We start from the raw sequence: 15,517 nt of genomic DNA, 5'->3' as shown, positions 1-15,517 counted from the left end.
GTGTGCGAATCTTGCCCATAGAGAGTCAGCTTCCGAGCCCGGCCACAAGCCTTCCGAGAAGTGTGAATGTCGTAGCCTTGCGGGAGAGGGTGGCTCGTCGCGTTAGCGGCGAGACGGGTGAGGGGTCTCTCTCCACGCGTGAGTCTCTTGCAGTATAGTTCGTGGATGCAACCCCTCATCCGGCGCTTCGCGCCACCTTCTCCCGCAAGGGGAGAAGGAAGAATCAATAACAATACGACACGCCCTCCAGAATCGCGCATTGCCGCTTGTTCGGCGCGTTGGGATCGTCCAGCGGCACCATGCCCTTGCCCTGGCCGACGAACACGCCGGGCCCGACATGCACCGAGCTCTTGTTGCCGATGATGACGCTCTGATGCGGCGTCGAGCTCGAGCGCGTCCCGTCCGGCCAGAGGATGGCATCGCCCGACAGCACCCCGCGCCGCCCGTCGTCGCAGCTGACATCGACGCCTTGCCGGGTGCAGACCTGTGCCAGCGCCGGCACGGCAAAGGCGGAGCCGAGGGCCGAAATCAGGCTCAGTGCGGCGATGGTCTTGCGGATGGTCATGGCGTCCCCGGTCGTGTTTGGTGGCCTCAGGTGAATCGTCGCGCCAAACCCGCCTCCGGTTCAGCCCGCGGCGGTTCCGCGGGGGCCGCCAACGCCTGATATTATTGTTTAAATACAATAGCTTACGGAAAATTCACCCGATTCTCCCGCGATCCCTTGCAAAATCACCGGCGCCCCTTCAAGAGAGGGCGCTCCGGAGAGATGGCCGAGTGGCTTAAGGCGCACGCTTGGAAAGCGTGTGTGCGGGAAACCGTACCGTGGGTTCGAATCCCACTCTCTCCGCCACGGGCCTCATCCAACCAATTTCCACCTCCCGTCCCCGGCCCGTTTCAGCGCGGGATCGCTTACCTTTACATGCTCGGCGAGGAAATCGATGAACGCGCGCACGCGGGCGGGTAGCGGGGCGGTGTGACCGACATAGACGGCGTGGATGTCTTCGCGGTCGCCGGGATTGTAGCCTTGCAGCACCGGCACGAGGCGCCCGGCTTCGATGTCGGGGCCGATATGGAAGAGGGCGAGGCGGGCGAGGCCGACGCCGCCGAGGCAGAGGCGTCGGGCGGCTTCGCCGTCGCTGGCGCGCGCGGCCGGTGGCGGCATGGCTTCCTCGGTGTGGTCGCCACGCCTAAACGACCAGCCGCGGATGCTGCGCGGAAAGGTCCAGCCGATGCCGCGGTGATCGGCGAGATCCGCAGGAATTTTTGGCGTGCCGAAGCGGGCGAGATAGTTCGGCGCGCCGACCACGACCATGCGGCTGGTGCCGAGCTTTCGCGCGACCAGGCGCGAGGCGCGCAAGGGGCCGACGCGAATGGCGACGTCGGCCCGCTCCTGCATCAGGTCGATCAGCGTGTCGGTCAGCACCAGGTCGAGCGTGACGTCGGGATGTTGCGCCAGAAAGCGCGGAATCAGCGGCATCACATGCAGCATGCCGAAGGGGATATTGCTGTTGACTGTGAGGCGGCCGCGCGGCGCCGCGCCTGAGGCTGCCTCGCGCTCGGCTTCCTCCATCTCGCTGAGGATGCGCACGGCGCGGTCGTAAAAGGCCTGGCCTTCCTCCGTCAGCGTGAGCTTGCGCGTGGTGCGGTTGATCAGGCGCGAGCCGAGCCGCGCCTCCAGCCGCGAGATCAGCTTGCTCACGCCCGACGGCGTCAGGCGCAGTTTTCGCGCGGCCTGGGTGAAGCCGCCGAGGTCGACGACGCGGACGAAGACCTCCATCTCGGCCGAGCGGTTGGTGTCGAAACGGGCCATGTTGAATTCACGTCACAAATGATTGGATTGCGGACATTCTAATGGTTTTGCCGCAGTGCAGCTATCTGCGTGGCTCGTCTCATCCATTGGAGCAACGCATGCCTCCCGCCGTTCTCGCGCTCACCGCCGGTGCCTTCGGCATCGGCACCACCGAATTCATCATCATGGGCCTGCTGCTGCAGGTCGCTGCCGACATGCATGTCTCCGTGCCGGTCGCGGGCCTGCTCATCTCCGGCTATGCGCTCGGCGTATTCGTTGGGGCGCCGGTGCTGACCTTGGCCACGCGACGGCTGCCGCGCAAAACCGTGCTGCTGGCGCTGATGGCGATCTTCACGCTCGGCAATGCCGCCTGCGCGCTGGCCCCCAACTACGAATTGCTGATGGCGGCCCGCGTGCTCACCTCGCTGGCCCATGGCACGTTCTTCGGCGTCGGCTCGGTGGTGGCCACCGGCCTCGTCGCCGAGGACAAGCGCGCCTCGGCGATTGCGACCATGTTCATCGGCCTCACGGTCGCAACGCTGCTGGGCGTACCCTTCGGCGCCTGGTTCGGCCTGATGCTCGGCTGGCGCGCGGCGTTCTGGGCGGTGACTGTCATCGGCGTGATCGCGTTCGCGGTGGTTGCTGCACTCGTACCGGGTCATGTCGGCAATGGCGACAAGCCGATCTCGCTCGCTGAAGAGGTCGCGGTGCTCGGCCGCCCGCAGGTGCTGCTGGGCCTTGCCATGACCGTGTTCGGTTTTGCCGGCCTGTTCGTCGTCTTCACCTATATCCAGCCGATCCTGACGCGCTTCACCGGCTTTTCGGAGGCCGCTGTGTCGCCGATCCTGCTGGTGTTCGGCGTTGGCCTTGCGATCGGCAACGTCGCCGGCGGCAGGCTCGCCGACCGTGGCCTCGCGAGCGCCCTGATCGGCACGCTGGCCGCGCTCGCCCTCGTGCTGCTTGGACTCGCCGCAGTGCTGTCGGTCAAGATTGTCAGCGTCGTGCTGATCCTGCTGCTCGGCATCGCCGCCTTCGCAACCGTCGCGCCGCTCCAGCTTCGCGTGCTGGAGGCCGCCGGCCCCAGCGGCCGCACGCTCGCCTCCAGCCTTAACATCGCCGCGTTCAATCTCGGCAACGCGCTGGGTGCCTGGGCCGGGGGTGTCGCCATCGATCGCGGGCTCGGCCTTTCCGCACTGCCGCTGGTCGCAGCCGGCATCACCGCGGTAGGCCTCGTGCTGGCGCTGTGGAGTCTCCAGCTCGACCGCACCGCGACCGCAGTCGCGGCGTGCCCGGCGGAATAGGAGAGCGATCATGCAATACCGCAATCTCGGCGCATCCGGGCTCAAGGTCCCCGTCCTCAGCTTCGGCACCGGCACGTTCGGCGGCCAGGGCCCGCTGTTCTCCGCCTGGGGCCGCAGCGGCACCGAGGAGGCCCGCAGGCTGATCGACATCTGCCTCGATGCCGGCGTCAATTTGTTCGACAGCGCAGACGTCTATTCGAACGGCGCCTCCGAGGAGATTCTCGGTGCTGCGATCAAGGGCCGCCGCGACAAGGTGCTGATCTCGACCAAGATGAGCCTGCCGATGGGCGACGGCCCGCTCGACGCCGGCTCGTCGCGGCAGCGATTGCTTGCCTCGGTCGATGCGGCACTGCGCCGGCTTGGCACTGACCATATCGACCTGCTTCAGCTCCACGCCTTCGACGCGTTCACGCCGATCGAGGAGGTGCTGGCCACACTCAACACGCTCGTGCGCGCCGGCAAGCTGCGCTATGTCGGCGTCTCGAATTTCGCCGGCTGGCAGCTGATGAAATCGCTCGCGATCGCGGACCGGCATGGCTGGCCACGCTATGTCGCGCACCAGGTCTATTACTCGCTGCTCGGTCGCGACTATGAATGGGAGCTGATGCCGCTCGCCCGCGATCAGGGCGTCGGCGCGCTGGTCTGGAGCCCGCTGGGCTGGGGCCGGCTCACCGGAAAGATCCGGCGCGGCCAGCCGCTGCCGGAAGCGAGCCGCCTGCACGCCACCGCACAATTCGGTCCGCCCGTGGACGATGCGCGCCTCTACGCCGTCGTTGACGTGTTGGACGCGATTGCTGCCGAGACCGGCCGCACGGTGCCGCAGGTCGCGATCGCCTGGCTGCTGTCGCGCCCCACGGTCTCCTCCGTGATCATCGGTGCCCGCGACGAAGCGCAGCTGCGCGACAATCTCGGCGCCGTCGGCTGGTCGCTGAGCGCGGAACAGATCAAGCGCCTCGACGAGGCCAGCGCGGTGATGCCGCCCTATCCCTATTACCCCTATCGCATCCAGGAGGGCTTTGCGCGGCTCAATCCACCACTGGTGTGAGGGATCGCTAATAAAAGGCGGCGATTCCTGCGGCGATTCCTGGCGGGAGATTCGACTCGCTCTTGAGCGTGTCCAGGAAGATGGGATCGCCCACCACGGTGAGGCCATCCAGCTTGATCGGGTGCAACGGCTCGGCTACGGCCGCGACCGCGGCCAGATCGGGACCGGTGCGGACGCCATTATATTCGAGCCGCGGGCGCAATTGGACATTGTTGCCGAACTGCTCATCCAGCGCGAGGCGCCAGCCGGTGCGTGACACCGTTCCGCGGGCGATTGCGTCGCTCATGGCGAGACTATGCGGTTGCAGCGTGCCGAGATTGCCGAGGGCGCCCTTCAGCCGGGTCGTCGCCTCCGCCAGCGTGACCTTCTCGATTCCTGCATCCTGGTCGGGCGAGGAGAAGTCGATCACCCGTGCGCTGCTGCCGACCTTGAGGGCCTCACCGCTTCCGCCAGCCTTCTGCATCGCCGTCTTCGTTCCGTAGCGCGGCCGTCCGCCGATCGTGACCAGAACGACGTCCTGCTCGCGCGACTTGATGAGGTGGCCGTAGGGATCGCCGGAAACGCCCTTCACGACCAGGAGATCGGCGAGCTTGCCCTTGGCGATCGTCCCGAGCTTTGAGTCCCATTTCAGGATCGCGGCCGGATTGCGCGTCGCCATCGAGACGATGTCGTAGTCGCTGAAGCCGAGACTGAAATGTGCGGACACGACCTTCGCCGCCTTCAGCTCGCCGAGCAGGTTCTTGCTGCCTGATGGCGACCAGTCCGAGCCGAGTGCGATGGTGAGGCCGGCCGTGCGTGCGGCCGCGACGTCGGTCGTCTTGCCATAGAGCAGCAGATTGCTCAGGGGCGACCAGACGACCTTGGCATGATTTTCGGCCATCGTTCCGAAGTCGGTCGCGTCCAGCGCCGTGCAATGAATGCCCGCCAGCGACGGTTCGATGGCCCAGTCCCCCAAAGGATTGCGCAAGGCGAGGAAGTGGCTGTGCGCCTTGGTGTCGATGCCTTCGCTGAGGTGCAACAGGAAACACGACGACGATTTCAACTCGTTGTCGAACTTCGCCCAATCCTCGGCATCGATGTCGGGAATCTTGGAGTGGGCCCGCGGCAGATCCGGCGGGCTGCCGATCTCGGCGGCGCGCAGCGCGCCCTTGTAATATTTGTGGATCGTGCCGCTCCAGTTCGATAGCGTGATCCCCTGGCTGGTCGTCGTCCCCGCCACCATGCATTTGGCTTCGACATAACGGACCAGGGCCGGCAGCAGCGAGCCGTCATCGGCAAGCGCGATCGCGCTCATCGGGCCGGTCACGGACGTCTTGTAGGATTTGGCGTTCTGCCACTGGTCGCGATTGCCGTAGAGCTGCGGCACCTGCCAGAGCGGTAGGATGTTGTAGCTCAAATGATTGTGCAGCTCGATCAGGCCTGGATAGATGGTACCGCCGGTCGCCACCGGAGCGACCGCTTCGAAGCCCACCGGCGCCGGCTGTCCCTTCGGAACGACCGCGGCGATGCGACTATCCTCGATGAAGATCGTCCCGCTCCTGATGACATCGCCCTCGGTCGCCATCGTCACGATCCGCCCGCTCAGCGCCCAGCGCTTCGGGCCTGCGGCCGGGCTCATGGGATCACTCCGTCAGGGATGGTGATCGTGATGTTGCGCCGTTTGGCAGCTGCGTCGGTGCCCTGGCGCACGGCCCATGGCTTGTCTCCGCGCATCCAGGCCGGCAGGCCCGCCGGGAAGTCCTTGGCAATGATGTCGACGAGCTCGGACGCCTTGAAGGCATCGCCATAGGGCACGAGCGATGTCTGGACGTCTGGATGCTTGACCGCGGGCGCGAGCGCCGCGAGCGCGGCATTCCATTTGGTCAGCATGATCTTGGTATTGGCGGCCTGCGTCGCGGCATCATGGGCGGAGCTTTCCGGCCAGGTCGGGTGCGTGATGTGCTGATAGGCGAGGGTCTTGTACGCCCCACCATCGGCGGTCTTCAGCCACGCTTTCCAGGCCTCGTCCGCGAGGCCGCCAAGCGAGACAACGGCCTCGATGTTGCCGGGCGCGAGCACGGCCTTGAACCATTTGTCGCGATAGTCGACGATGCCGGGCTCGTTCTTGTGCTTGGAGCCGCCGCTCTGCCCATAGACGCTGTACAGGAACGTGTTCACCATCACGTAGCTCTGCATGATGCCGAGCTTGGCGAGGAAACCTTGCGTCCGGCGGCCCGCGGTGCCGACCAGGATCCGGCGCACGATCGTCTCATGCTGTGCGGGATCCTGTCCGACGACGAGCACACGCGCCGATCCGTCGAGCCGTCCGCGATGAAAGATCGGCCCCCATTCAATGCGGAAATCGTGGGGATCGTAGGCCTCGGGGCCTGGGTAATTGGTGCACAGATCGCGAAAGGGTTGTTCGCCGTATCCGCCGTCGAACTCGGTGAGCATGGCAATGCTCCAATCTGTCGAGGTCAAAATAGCTGCGTCAGTGAACCTGCTTATGCGGCAATCTTGGCGGTCATGTCCTGAATCACTCAACCAGTATATGGGTCGGGCCAGATCGCCCAAAGGTTCACGATCGTCTGCAGCTTCGTCATGGGGCGTGACAGAGCGTCGCGACAACGCGCCATGCAGAAACGCACCTGTACACGGTCGCGTGACCTCCATAACCTCCGCGGCGCAATTTTTTGGAGATGCGACGTGGCGAAGAAGGCGGCAACCAAGAAGAAAACGACTTCAAAGAAGGTAACGAAGAGCTCGAACAAGACCAGGGCCGCCCGAAAGGGCGCCGTCGCGAAAACCGCGAAGAAGACAGTCAAGAAGACCGCGCCGCGCAAATCGGCCACGGCACGCCGTCCCAGGGGACCGGTCTGGCAATGGTCTGCGGTCGACACTGCGGCCGCGATCCGATCCGGCGCAATCTCGGCCGTCGAGACCGTCGAGGCGCATCTGGACCGGATGCGCGCGGTCAATCCCGGGCTGAATGCGGTCGTCGTCGATCTCGGCGAGGAGGCGCTGAAGGCGGCGCATGCGGCGGACAAGCGGCGCGCCAAGGGTGGCGAGCTAGGCCTCCTGCACGGCGTGCCCATCACAATCAAGGAGAACGTCGACTACGAGGGGCGGCCGAACTTCAACGGCGTGCCGGCGAACGAGGATCTCATCGCGCCGTCGGATTCACCAGTCGTCCGCAACCTGAAGAAAGCCGGCGCCATCGTCATCGGTCTCACCAACACGCCGGAATTCTCCTTCCGCGGCTTCACCGACAATCCCTTGCACGGGCTGACGCTCAATCCCTGGGACCCTGATATCACCTGCGGCGGTTCGTCCGGCGGCGCGGGTTCGGCGGTTGCCGCCGGCATCGGCACCATCGCCCATGGCAACGATATCGGCGGCTCGCTGCGCTGGCCGGCGCACTGCAATGGCGTTGCCACCATCAAGCCGACGCAGGGCCGCATCCCCGCCTTCAACGGCAGCGCAACGGCCGAGCGGCCGATGCTGGCGCATCTGATGTCGGCGCAGGGGCCGCTCGCCCGCCATGTCGCCGACGTTCGCCTTGCGCTGGAGGCAATGAGCCAGCGTGACCCGCGCGATCCCTGGTGGGTGCCGGCGCCGCTGGTCGGGCCAAAGCCGAAAGGGCCGATCAAGGTTGCGCTGGCGAAGATCCCTGACGACATGGACGTCGATCCCCAGGTCGCCGCGGCGCTGCGCCAGGCCGCCGATCACCTCGAGCGTTCCGGCTATCGCGTCAGCGAGGTCGAGGTGCCCGACATCAACGGCGTCTGGCAGACCTGGTGCGACATCATCACCAATGAGACGGTGGTGATGCAGGAGGCCAGCATGCTGAAGGTCACGACCGAGGACTTCCACAAGGCCTGGGGCGGCATGAGGGCCAAGGCCAATGGGCTCGATCTCAAGGCCTGGATGCAGGCGACGGCCGCGCGCAACGGCCACATCCGCGCCTGGCAGCTGTTCTTCGAAGAGTATCCCGTGGTGCTGGCACCGACCACGGTGAAGCCGACGCCGGGCCCGCGCGACGACACGGTCAGCGCCGAGCGCGTGCAGGAGATCTTCTGGGGCGAGATTCGCTTCATCTCCGCGATCAACGTGCTCGGCCTGCCGGGCGCGGTGGTGCCGGTCGCCGTCCACGAGGGCAAGCCGATCGGTGTGCAGCTCATTGCCGGCCGGTATCGCGAGGACCTCGCGCTCGATGCCGCAGCCGCGATCGAGAAGCGTGCCGGCGTGATCGCCCACCGCCTCTGGGAGACGATGGCTTGATGCCATGCGCAAGGGCTCCGCGTCACGCGCGGAGCCCGCGGGGACCGGTCAGTTGGTCAGATGCGCGGAGGCGATCGCCTTCTGGAACAGCGCGTTCAGCGCGTCGGTGATGCTCGAGTCACTCGAGACCTCGTAGTAATAGCCCGACGTCGCGCAGGCCTGCATCTTGGTCGCGATCGAGCTGCGCCATGGTGCGATGTAGGTGTTGTACCAGCTGTTGTTGGTAATCGCGAGATAGGTGGTGTAGAGCACTGCGATCTTGACGCCGCGCGCCTTGATGGTGTCGCAGATCGTCGTCGTCAGCGGCTCCTGGCATCGGCCTGACGAGGAGATCACGGTCTTGGTGCAGGTCGAGGGATAGTAATAGTCGGCCACGCCATCCGCGACGAAGAACAGCCATTTCTGCGGGGAGGACGAGGAGCCGTCGCCGGGCGTCGGGATCGCGCCGTTCATGGACGACAGGATGCCGTCGAAATCCGTGCACATGTCGTTGTTGTAATTGGTGTAGGGAATCGTCATCAGGTCGACGGCGGAAACTGCCGTCTTCACCGAAGAGAGACTCGATGTCAGCGCCGAGATCGTGGTCAGGCCGATCGAGGCGCAATCGCTGCCCATGGTGTAGACTGCCATCCGGTACTGGTTGCTGACGAGCTGGCTCGCGGTCGCGGTGTCCGTCAGCGACTGCGTTGCGTCCCGCACCAGGTCGATCCGCATCTTGATCCCGAGATTCTTCGCGATCGAGTAATAGCTGTTGGTCTGCTTTGTCTTCTTTGAGCTCGACGTGTAGGTGTCGTGGCAGGCGAAGGCGCAGCTGTCGGATGTCGCGTTCTGTAACGCGGTCATGTCGGCCGTGGTGGCGCCGAGCCCCTGTGACGGCGAGTTGTCCAGCAGCACGTAGAAGTCGATGTAGGACGGCAGCGAGGCCGCCGCGCTCGCGGTGGCCGAGAAGCCCAGGGTCTCGTAGCCCAGGATTCCCATGAAATAGGTCGTCACCGACGACGACGCCGTTCCCGTGGCGGTGCGGGTGGTGACGCTGTCGGTCACGGTGATGGTCACCGAGCCCGTCGCCAGGCCGTACGCGGACATCTGTCCGGTAAATGTGTTCAGGGCGTCGCTCTGCGCGGCCGATGCGCTCCTGGTGATCTCGCTCTTCGCGGTAGCGACCAGCACGGCGGTGTCGAGCGCGGCGATCAGCTTTGTTCTCGCCCGTGCGGCAAGGGAATAGTCGACGGCCGCGCCGACGAAGGACAGCAGCGGCACCAGCGTCAGCGCGAAGATGACGGCGATGTTGCCGCGTCGGTCGGAGACGAAACGCGAGAGCAGGTGACCTCTGTTGGCGTTCGTCAAGCGGCATATCCCAAAGCAAGAAGCGATGCGCCAGCGTAAAATCGACGAACTTACGCAACGATTGACCGTGGCGTGATCGTTCATGTCTGCTGATTGCGGATCGTGTCGTCAGAGCTTTGAGAGACGTTGCGAAACAATTTGGGGCGGGGGCTCATGCCGCGGGGCGGCCAAGGCGCATCAATTGATTAATCCAATTTAACTCGAATTTTAGCCAATTCACCAACAACCGTTAGGGTTACTTCCTCGATCTCTAAGCGAATTATTGTCCGCTTTACCACCCGCCTCTAACAGAGGGACGGCGGACAACGCACACGCCTCATACAGGCCAATAAGTGCGGCCCGCTCCACGCGGAGGTGGCACGATGCGCAACGAGACGATCGCTATTCACGCCGGCTACGAACCCGAAGCCACCACGCACGCGGTCGCCGTGCCGATCTACCAGACCGCAGCCTACGCTTTCGACAGCGCCGATCATGGCGCGGCCCTGTTCAATCTCGAGGCCGAAGGCTTCCGCTACAGCCGCATCGCCAATCCGACCAGCGCGGTGCTGGAGAAGCGTATTGCCCAGCTCGAGGGCGGCGTCGGCGCGCTCGCGGTCGCGACCGGCCAGGCCGCGCTGCATTTCGCCTTCGTCAACGTCGCCGATCACGGCGGCAACATCGTGTCCGTGCCGCAGCTCTACGGCACCACGCACACGCTGCTCTCGCACATCCTGCCGCGCCAGAGCATCACCGGCCGCTTCGCCGAGAGCGACAAACCCGAGGCGATCGAGAAGCTGATCGACGAGAACACCCGCGCGGTGTTCGCCGAGACGATCGGCAATCCCGCCGGCAATGTCTGCGACATCGAGGCGCTGGCGAAGATCGCGCATGCGCATGGCGTGCCGCTGATCGTCGACAACACGGTCGCAACGCCGATCCTGCTCAAGCCGTTCGACTACGGCGCCGACATCGCCGTGCACTCGCTGACCAAGTTCCTGGGCGGCCACGGCACCACGCTCGGCGGAGCCATCGTCGATTCCGGAAATTTTCCGTGGGCGAAGCATGCCGACCGCTTCCCGGCCTACAACAAGCCGGACGCCTCCTATCACGGCCTCGTCTATGCCGAGCGCTTCGGCCGGACCGCCTATATCGAGCGCGCGCGCAGCGTCTATCAGCGCACCATGGGCTCGGTGCTGTCGCCGTTCAACGCCTTCCTGCTGCTCCAGGGCATCGAGACCGTGGCGCTGCGCATGGAGCGCCATGTCGAGAACGCCCGCAAGGTCGCCGAGTTTCTGCGGACTGACCCGCGCGTCGCCTGGGTGAACTACACGGGCTTTCCCGACAGTCCCCACTATCCGCTGGTCCAAAAGTATCTCGACGGCAATGCCTCCTCGCTGTTCACCTTCGGCATCAAGGGCGGCATGGAAGCCGGCAAGACCTTCTATGATGCGTTGAAGCTGATCACGCGCCTCGTCAATATCGGCGATGCCAAATCGCTGGCCTGCCATCCGGCCTCGACCACGCATCGCCAGATGTCGGCGGAGCAGCAGCGCGCCGCCGGCGTGCTGCCGGAGACGATCCGCCTGTCGATCGGCATCGAGCATTCCTCTGACATCATCGAGGACATCGACCAGGCGCTGGAAAAGGCCTGTCCGTCGTCACGCCTCCAGGCCGCGGAGTAGGCGGACGGCCCGATGACGATCTTGATCGACAGGGATCAAGGCATATCGAGCCCGGCGCTGGTGCCGGCCGAGGGCGATCCGGCGCGCGACCGTGCCGGGCCTGAACTCACCATCGGACTGATCAACAACATGCCGGATCCGGCGCTGAAGGCGACCGAGCGGCAGTTCATGAAGCTGCTCCAGGCTGCCGCAGGTCCGCGCCGCATCCGCTTCCACTGCTTCTCGCTTCCCAGCGTGAAGCGCTCGCCGGAAGCGAAATGGCATGTCGAGAGCGAATATTCCGATCTTGCGGATCTCAAGCGCGGGCGGTTCGACGGGCTGATCGTGACCGGCGCCGAGCCGGTCGCGCCCGAGCTGCATCAGGAGCCGTATTGGCGCGACCTCACCGATCTGATCGACTGGGCGAGGACCAACACGCGCTCGACGATCTGGTCATGCCTTGCCGCGCACGCAGCGGTGCTGCATCTCGACGGCATCGAACGGCGCCGTCTGCCGGCCAAATGTCACGGCATCTTCGACTGCGAAGCGGTGGTGGATGATTCCCTCACGCAAGCGGCGCCTGCACCGCTCAAGGTTTCGCATTCGCGCCTGAACGAGATCGCCGAGGGCGACCTCGTGCAGGCCGGCTATCAGGTGCTGACCCGCTCGGCCGAGGCCGGGGTCGACGTCTTCGTGCGCCAATATGCCAGCCGCTTCGTGTTCTTCCAGGGCCATCCGGAATATGATGCGCTGTCGCTCCAGCGCGAATATCTGCGCGACATCGGCCGCTACCTCGCGCGCGAGCGCGAGACTTACCCGCGCGTGCCCGTGAGCTATTTTGACGCAGTCACCGAAGAGAAGCTGGCGCGCTTCGAGAGGCGGGCGAGGCAGGAGCGTCATCCGGCGCTGACCAACGACCTGCCAGCACTGAATTTGCGCGCCGATATCGCCGCCGGCAGCGCGGCTGCGGCGCTCTTTCGCAACTGGCTGCAATATCTCGGTGCGGAAGCCGATGCCTCGGTCCTGGCGCGCTAGGCCAAAGGGCATTCGTTCCGCGTTAGGATTACCAAAGCGTTGGGCTTGCCTCAGCCGGCGCACGAATGTTTCAGTAGCGAAATACGGAATCACGGGAAACGTTGTCGTGTGGTCGGCACTCCAGGGACGCGTGAGCAATCGGCTGGCCCGGCATTTTCGCGCGGCGCCGCACCGGCTGCCTGCGCATGCGCCGATGGTGAGCTTCACCTTCGACGATGCGCCCGATAGCGCCGCCGGCGAAGGCGCCTCGCTGCTCGAAGCGCATGGTGGCCGCGGCACGTACTACATCGCCGGCAGCCTGATCGATCAGCCGTCGGATCACTGGCATGGGTTGTCGCGCGACGCGATCGTGCGGCTTCACCATACCGGTCACGAGATTGCCTGCCACACCTTCTCGCACCAGAGCTCGGCCGATCTCGACGAGGCTGCCATGGCCGGCGAGATCGAGCGGAACCGCAGCCACTTCCGCGGCATCGATTCCTCGATCACGCTGGAGAATTTCGCCTACCCCTACGGGATTGCCTCGGTCTGGCGCAAGCCGCAGCTGGCGAAGGCGTTCCGCTCGGCGCGCGGCATTCTTCCCGGCGTCAATCGTGACGTCATCGACCTCCAGTTCCTGCGCGCCTCGCCGCTGGTCGATTGCGAGATCGACAAGGCAGGCATCGATCGCTATTTCGATGAGGCGGTCGCAAGCGGCGGCTGGCTCATCTTCTACAGCCACGACATCGCCAATGCGCCGAGCCCCTATGGCTGCACGCCGCACTTGATGCGCCACGCGCTGGAGGCGGCGGGGAGGCGCAACATGCCGATCGTGACGGTCGCGGAAGCGCTGCGGCGAATCGGGGCGTAGCTGCTTCTTCAGTGAGCGTACTCTTTTCACCTCTCCCCGCTTGCGGGGAGAGGTCGGATCGCATCGTCAGATGCGATCCGGGTGAGGGGGATTCTCCACGATTCCGTCTGTCACCTCCCTTGCGGAGACTCCCCCTCACCCCGACCCTCTCCCCGCAAGCGGGGAGAGGGAGAAGATGGACTTGCCACGGCCGCGCCAGCATGCGACTGGCCTTGTGACGAATCCCGCGGCCTCGCTCCGACACGCCCATGAACGCTCCTTCCACCGCTCCGCTGCCCGCGCCGGCCAACGGCCGCGATGCGCTGTCGGTGCTGCATTCGGTGTTCGGCCTGCCGGGGTTTCGCGGGGCGCAGGGCGACATCATCCGGCACGTCACTGACGGCGGCAACTGCCTCGTGCTGATGCCGACCGGCGGCGGCAAGTCGCTGTGTTACCAGCTGCCGTCGTTGCTGCGCGAAGGCTGCGGCATCGTGGTCTCGCCGCTGATCGCGCTGATGCGCGACCAGGTCGCGGGCCTGCTGGAGGCCGGCGTCAACGCCGCCGCGCTGAACTCGTCGCTGTCGCCGCAGGAGGCCTCCGACGTCGAACGCCGCCTGATCGCAGGCGATCTCGACCTGCTCTATGTCGCGCCGGAACGGCTGGTCACGCCGCGCTGCCTGTCGCTGCTGGCGCAGGCGAAAGTGGCGCTGTTCGCGATCGACGAAGCCCATTGCGTCTCGCAATGGGGGCACGACTTCCGCCCCGAATATGTCGGCCTGTCCATCATCGCCGAGCGCTTCCCCGACGTGCCGCGCATCGCGCTCACTGCGACCGCCGACGAACTGACGCGCAAGGAAATCGTCGAGCGGCTCCAGCTTGCCGGATCCCCGCAATTCGTCTCGAGCTTCGACCGTCCCAACATCCGTTACGAGATCGTCGACAAGCGCAATGCGGTGTCGCAGCTCAAGGAGTTCATCCGCGAGCGTCATATGGGCGATGCCGGCGTGGTCTATTGCCTGTCGCGCAACCGGGTCGAGGAGGTCGCCGCCGCGCTCGACGAGGCCGGCATTGCCGCGCTGCCCTATCATGCCGGTCTCGACAGCAGCGTGCGCTCGCGCAACCAGGACCGCTTCCTCAACGAGGACGGCATCGTCATCGTCGCGACCATCGCCTTCGGCATGGGCATCGACAAGCCCGATGTCCGCTTCGTCGCTCATCTCGATCTGCCCAAGAGCATCGAGGCCTATTACCAGGAGACGGGACGCGCCGGCCGCGACGGCAAGCCGTCGGCGGCCTGGATGGCCTATGGCCTCTCCGACATCGTGCAGCAGCGCCGCATGATCGACGAGTCCGCCGGGTCCGAGGATTTCAAGCGCGTCTCGATCGGCAAGCTCGACGCGCTGGTCGGCCTCGCCGAAACGCCGCATTGCCGGCGCCGGCGCCTGCTCGCCTATTTCGGTGAGGTCGTGACGGCCGAGACCTGCGGCAATTGCGACAATTGCCTGACGCCGCCGAAGATGCGCGACGGCAAGGTGCTGGCGCAGAAGCTGCTGTCCTGCGTCTATCGCACCGGGCAGCGTTTCGGCGCGATGCACCTGATCGACGTGCTGGTCGGGCGCCTGACCGAGAAGGTCACGCAGTTCGGCCACGACAAGCTCTCGGTGTTCGGCATCGGGCGCGAGCTCAACGAGAAGCAATGGCGCACGGTGCTGCGGCAGCTGGTGGCGATGGGCCATTTGCAGAGCGACAGCGAGGCCTATGGCGCGCTGAAGCTGACGGAGTCCGCGCGCGGCGTGCTGCGCGGCGAGACGGAGATATGGCTGCGCGAGGAGGCACCCGGCACCCGCATCCGCTCCAGCCGCGCAAAATCCCGCCGCGGCGATCTCGCGCCCGCGGCGAACGCACCGCAGGGCGACGTCGATCCCGAATTGCGCGCGCGCTTGCGGTCCTGGCGTTCGGAGGTCGCACGCGAGCGCGGCGTGCCGGCCTACGTGGTGCTGCACGATGCCACCATCGACGGCATCGTGCGGGCCTGGCCGACCACGTTGGACGAGCTCCGCAACGTGCCGGGCATCGGCGACAAGAAGCTCGAGCATTACGGCGACGAGCTGCTGCAGATCATCAGGACGCGGTAAGGCGCGCCGATTCCTCCGTCATCCCGGACAAGCGCGCCCAAAGCGCGCGCAGATCCGGCATCCATACCGCGTGATCTATCGATTGCGATCGGTAGGAGTACCGAACTGCAAGTCTTCGCAAAACGCCTCCCTG

The 15,517-nt window shown here is 65.5% G+C and carries 12 protein-coding genes and 1 tRNA gene; 8 read left to right on the top strand and 5 right to left on the bottom strand.

The features are described from left to right. Nucleotides 1-223 precede the first annotated feature (223 nt). Nucleotides 224-565: a hypothetical protein gene (locus JQ592_RS19600; RefSeq protein WP_211404427.1), complete on the bottom strand. Its 342-nt coding sequence runs from the start codon at nucleotides 563-565 to the stop codon at nucleotides 224-226. Nucleotides 566-760: 195 nt separating this feature from the next. Here JQ592_RS19600 and JQ592_RS19595 point away from each other — a divergent pair. After that, nucleotides 761-850, top strand: a tRNA-Ser gene (locus tag JQ592_RS19595). 6 nt (nucleotides 851-856) lie between these two features. Here JQ592_RS19595 and JQ592_RS19590 read toward each other — a convergent pair. Then, nucleotides 857-1,810 (bottom strand): LysR family transcriptional regulator, encoded by a 954-nt coding sequence (locus tag JQ592_RS19590; RefSeq protein WP_211404426.1) that lies wholly within the window; start codon nucleotides 1,808-1,810, stop codon nucleotides 857-859. Nucleotides 1,811-1,908: 98 nt separating this feature from the next. Here JQ592_RS19590 and JQ592_RS19585 point away from each other — a divergent pair, with 98 nt between their 5' ends. Next, nucleotides 1,909-3,090 (top strand): MFS transporter, encoded by a 1,182-nt coding sequence (locus JQ592_RS19585; RefSeq protein WP_211404425.1) that lies wholly within the window; start codon nucleotides 1,909-1,911, stop codon nucleotides 3,088-3,090. Between the two features lie 10 nt (nucleotides 3,091-3,100). Further along, on the top strand, nucleotides 3,101-4,135 hold the full coding sequence (locus JQ592_RS19580; protein WP_211404424.1) for an aldo/keto reductase: 1,035 nt from the start codon (nucleotides 3,101-3,103) through the stop codon (nucleotides 4,133-4,135). A gap of 7 nt (nucleotides 4,136-4,142) precedes the next feature. On the opposite strand, the gene JQ592_RS19575 is transcribed toward JQ592_RS19580, so the two are convergent. Then, a complete protein-coding gene (locus JQ592_RS19575) occupies nucleotides 4,143-5,753 on the bottom strand; it encodes an amidohydrolase family protein (RefSeq protein WP_211404423.1) in 1,611 nt (536 codons plus the stop codon). Next, nucleotides 5,750-6,568 (bottom strand): uracil-DNA glycosylase, encoded by an 819-nt coding sequence (locus JQ592_RS19570; RefSeq protein WP_211404422.1) that lies wholly within the window; start codon nucleotides 6,566-6,568, stop codon nucleotides 5,750-5,752. Before JQ592_RS19570 ends, JQ592_RS19575 begins: the two co-directional genes overlap by 4 nt. 252 nt (nucleotides 6,569-6,820) lie before the next feature. Here JQ592_RS19570 and JQ592_RS19565 point away from each other — a divergent pair, with 252 nt between their 5' ends. After that, the gene (locus JQ592_RS19565; RefSeq protein WP_211404421.1) at nucleotides 6,821-8,395 is read left to right on the top strand and encodes an amidase family protein; all 1,575 of its coding nucleotides are present in this window, start codon (nucleotides 6,821-6,823) and stop codon (nucleotides 8,393-8,395) included. 48 nt (nucleotides 8,396-8,443) lie between these two features. Here the strand turns inward: JQ592_RS19565 and JQ592_RS19560 are convergent, their stop codons facing one another. Next, nucleotides 8,444-9,742 (bottom strand): TadE/TadG family type IV pilus assembly protein, encoded by a 1,299-nt coding sequence (locus JQ592_RS19560; protein ID WP_211404420.1) that lies wholly within the window; start codon nucleotides 9,740-9,742, stop codon nucleotides 8,444-8,446. A 362-nt stretch (nucleotides 9,743-10,104) separates the two neighbouring features. On the opposite strand from JQ592_RS19560, the gene JQ592_RS19555 reads away from it, so the two are divergent. The 4 genes from JQ592_RS19555 (at nucleotide 10,105) to recQ (ending at nucleotide 15,384) form a co-directional block, all read left to right on the top strand. Beyond that, on the top strand, nucleotides 10,105-11,406 hold the full coding sequence (locus JQ592_RS19555) for an O-acetylhomoserine aminocarboxypropyltransferase/cysteine synthase family protein (protein ID WP_211404419.1): 1,302 nt from the start codon (nucleotides 10,105-10,107) through the stop codon (nucleotides 11,404-11,406). A gap of 12 nt (nucleotides 11,407-11,418) precedes the next feature. Beyond that, the gene (metA, locus tag JQ592_RS19550; protein ID WP_211404418.1) at nucleotides 11,419-12,420 is read left to right on the top strand and encodes a homoserine O-succinyltransferase MetA; all 1,002 of its coding nucleotides are present in this window, start codon (nucleotides 11,419-11,421) and stop codon (nucleotides 12,418-12,420) included. Between the two features lie 106 nt (nucleotides 12,421-12,526). Beyond that, the gene (locus JQ592_RS19545) at nucleotides 12,527-13,270 is read left to right on the top strand and encodes a polysaccharide deacetylase family protein (RefSeq protein WP_211404417.1); all 744 of its coding nucleotides are present in this window, start codon (nucleotides 12,527-12,529) and stop codon (nucleotides 13,268-13,270) included. A 248-nt stretch (nucleotides 13,271-13,518) separates the two neighbouring features. Beyond that, nucleotides 13,519-15,384, top strand: coding sequence for a DNA helicase RecQ (gene recQ, locus JQ592_RS19540; RefSeq protein WP_211404416.1), 1,866 nt, complete (start codon nucleotides 13,519-13,521; stop codon nucleotides 15,382-15,384). Nucleotides 15,385-15,517 lie beyond the last annotated feature (133 nt).

Source organism: Bradyrhizobium iriomotense (assembly GCF_018129405.1).
Taxonomy (GTDB): Bacteria; Pseudomonadota; Alphaproteobacteria; order Rhizobiales; family Xanthobacteraceae; genus Bradyrhizobium; species Bradyrhizobium iriomotense_B.
The sequence above is the reverse complement of the archived record's forward strand: the minus strand, read 5'-3'. Positions and strand labels throughout refer to the sequence as shown.